We start from the raw sequence: 3,475 nt of genomic DNA, 5'->3' as shown, positions 1-3,475 counted from the left end.
TTGCTGATTCTCGATAATGCCTCAATTCATAAAGGTCAAGCGATTGATGATTTAGCAGCAAAATATAAGACAAGAATCGTTTATCTACCTGCGTATAGTCCCGACCTCAATCCTATTGAAAAAGCATAGTCTGTCTTAAAAAGTAAAGTCAGGCACATCATTGCTCAGAACAATAAAACCATTCAGGAAGCTCTGGATATCGTATTTAAGATGATGTAGCTTATGTTTCATATTTGGCTATAATATTTTGAATCGATCTGTACGTTGTGATCTTGAATCGATTGAATTCTTCAGATCTTAATTCAATTGCAATAGTCATTTGGCTATAACGCTAAATTCGAACTACTATTATTCTTGATCTAACTCAACTAACTGTCTTAGTCCTTTAAGAGAAGTTTTTGAAGAGAGCTTTTAATGAAAATAAAACTGCGATTATAAGAAAATTTTCATCAGTTAAAGCTAACAATGATAGTCATTAAGATAAAAATTGCACCTGATTACGCCCTTGATCCTTGGCGATATACAATGCTTGATCTGCCCGTCTAATGACATCTTCTTTTCTAGAATCTCGACTACTCATGGCCACTCCAAAACTAGCAGATATATTGAACTCGGCACCATTTGCGTGTCGAATCAGTGTCTCGGCGATTGTTTGTCTACATCTCTGAGCGATAGTCATTGCTTGATCTTTATTGAGTTGAGGTAAAATCAACATAAACTCCTCCCCTCCATAGCGGCCTAAGCAATCTCCGTCAATTGCAATATTCGAAAGTACATTTGAAACAGTGATCAGCACCTGATCCCCCACATCATGCCCATAAGTATCATTAATTTTTTTAAAATGGTCTAAATCCAATAAAATTACAGCATAGATTTGATTCTGATCTTCTAGTTTCTTTAAAAAATCACCAATACTGCGACGGTTTAATATACCTGTTAATGGATCTTTACGGCTGATGTCATTCATCCATAACTCACGATTACGCCATTGAATCAGTAATACCTCAAATAAAACAATGCTCACGATAAATATTGGAATATACAGAAATAACATGCTGTAAACCCAATACGAATTTTGATAAAGATTTCCTGCTTCTAATTCATTACTAAAAACTGGAGCATAAATGATGAATTCTTTTGCACTTAGCGTAATAAGCAACAATAAGATAATCGTTCCTGGTATAAACGTGGAATAAATAATCTTACGTCTATATAAAACTAATCCTACAGTGACCACCGTTATATATCCTGCAATTGTTGCTGGACTCGCAATACCAATTGCAAACCCTGAAAATAGCATCATGATTCCAAAGTATGCTACAGCTATATAAGGCATATATATTTTGAATTTCTTATTTTTTTTATAACGATTACAAATATAAATCAGGATAAAAAAACTCAACGCACCCAGCAGGTAAAAACATATAAAAAAGGGATAGTGGTTTGTGTTAATCCAATGATTCAACTCGGCTGAATGATAGGAATAAACTAACCATATGAGCCAGACTAAGAAATCGAGTCCCCCCATTGCTAAGATCATTATCGTTTTACTGATATTATCCCATTGCATAATGACACTAGTTTGCATGAACGTTTTCATGCTTTCACGTAAGGTCGTAATTTGAGGTAACTTCATCCAAATATTGAGCATCGCAATGAACAACTATTCTTTTGAATTAAATTTTGAAGAATTATGCTTTAACTTGTGATTCATCATTTTCTCGTTGTTTAAATTAATGATTTAATGCTACAGCATGATATGAAATTATAGTCTATTGTTTAAAATAATCAGGTTGATAATTTAACGATCAAATATCTGATTTTTTAAATAAGATTCACATTCTTGAAATTTCTTGACTTGATTACGTCCTGATTTTTTAGCCAAATATAGAGCATCATCTGCTTGTTTTAGAACTTGTTCTTTAGTCTGGTAATGATTTCCAAGGGTTATACCAAAACTCGCAGAGATCTGAATAGTTTCTCGATCATTAATTTTTATGGGCGTATTTTCAATTTGTTGTCTACATCTTTCAGCAATATCTAACACCTGTTGTATAGATTTATTTTGTAGCACCAAAATAAACTCTTCACCTCCAAAGCGCCCTACAACATCTTTATCTCTGACATTTTTTGACAATATAAAGGCTACTTGCCTCAGCACATCATCTCCAACATCATGACCATAACGATCATTAATTTGTTTAAAATGATCAAGATCCATTAAAATAATAGCAACTGCTCGATGTTCATTTTGAATTTCCGTTAGATCTTGCCCTATTTTTCGACGGTTATAAATACCCGTCAGCGGATCAATTTGACTCATTTCTCTTACTTTCTTTTCTCGATTGCGCCATTGAATGAGTAATACTTCAAATAACACCAATGAACAGAAAAATATAGGGATATAGAAATACATTTGGGTATACACCCAAAATTCATTTCGATGAAATATAATCTGATTAAACTCTTGAGTATAAATGGGTGCATAAGTCATTTGACCATTTAAAGTTAAGATAATTGCCATAATCAAATAAAATGTGATCGGTATAAAAACCAAATACATTACAGTTCTTTTAAATAAAACCATCCCGACGGTAATTAAACTGATATAGCCAGCGATAGATACAGGGCTCATAATCCCAACCGCATAACCACCATATACAAAGCTTATGCCGAAAAAAATTACAGCAATATAAGGTAAATATTTTTTGATAAAAGTGTTTCTTGAGTAAAATAATATGGGGACAATCAATACAAAATTGATGATACAGAATACAATCATTCGTGCTAAATGATATGTTCCATAATCATGATTAAACCAATGTTGAAATGACGGATGATTTGAAAAATAAAGATACCATCCAATCCACGTAATATGAGCAGCACCGCCTAACAATAAGACTAGAACGCTTTTATTTAAGTCACTCCAATTCATCAGAACACTATTATTCATGAATTGTTGAACCGCTTCAGATTGCGTAATTTTACGATAGATTTTCATTTTCATTTATTCTGTATGAATCTAAAACTTATTCACTCGATAAGTTTATTTATCCTATACCTACATGCATTTAGAAAATTAATTCTTATTAAAATGATAAAAACATCACAATTATATTAATAAAATAACAAATAATTAGCTTAATTTACGCTTTATCAAACCATTACACAATACTTATTCTCACTGTCATCACTGATCAAAAGTCATGATATTCAAAAGATTCCTTCGAATTAAAAGTTAGATTTATGATTCCAGCTAGATATTTTAACTGAATATGCCTACAAAATATTGATCAAGAAAATTGATTTGTACATTTTGATGACTGATTTATAAATTTATCTTAAATAATTAACCCGAATCCTGCTTAAGCCGATGAATCAATAATTTGAATTGTTGGCTTATTTCGATGGGTTAATTGATATGCACATAACGAGGCGTAAATTCCACTGAGAAATCCACGAACACTGCGTGCTT

Annotated in this window: 3 protein-coding genes and 1 pseudogene; 1 reads left to right on the top strand and 3 read right to left on the bottom strand. The window is 32.2% G+C overall.

Annotation, left to right across the window (positions count from 1 at the left end; all coding sequences use genetic code 11):
- Positions 1-129: a transposase gene (locus AC5YCE_RS15400; protein ID WP_496172601.1), complete on the top strand. Its 129-nt coding sequence runs from the start codon at positions 1-3 to the stop codon at positions 127-129.
- Positions 130-475: 346 nt separating this feature from the next.
- On the opposite strand, the gene AC5YCE_RS15395 is transcribed toward AC5YCE_RS15400, so the two are convergent.
- From AC5YCE_RS15395 to AC5YCE_RS15385, 3 genes and pseudogenes are all read right to left on the bottom strand, one after another.
- Positions 476-1,588: a GGDEF domain-containing protein gene (locus tag AC5YCE_RS15395; protein WP_496172600.1), complete on the bottom strand. Its 1,113-nt coding sequence runs from the start codon at positions 1,586-1,588 to the stop codon at positions 476-478.
- Positions 1,589-1,801: 213 nt separating this feature from the next.
- Complete coding sequence (locus tag AC5YCE_RS15390) at positions 1,802-2,953, bottom strand: GGDEF domain-containing protein (RefSeq protein ID WP_496172599.1); 1,152 nt, start codon at positions 2,951-2,953, stop codon at positions 1,802-1,804.
- Positions 2,954-3,365: 412 nt separating this feature from the next.
- Positions 3,366-3,475 (bottom strand): annotated as a pseudogene (locus AC5YCE_RS15385) (IS982 family transposase); the annotation flags it as partial.

It is taken from the genome of Acinetobacter sp. CY79, from assembly GCF_059515845.1.
This window is presented reverse-complemented; position numbering and strand designations above follow the sequence as displayed.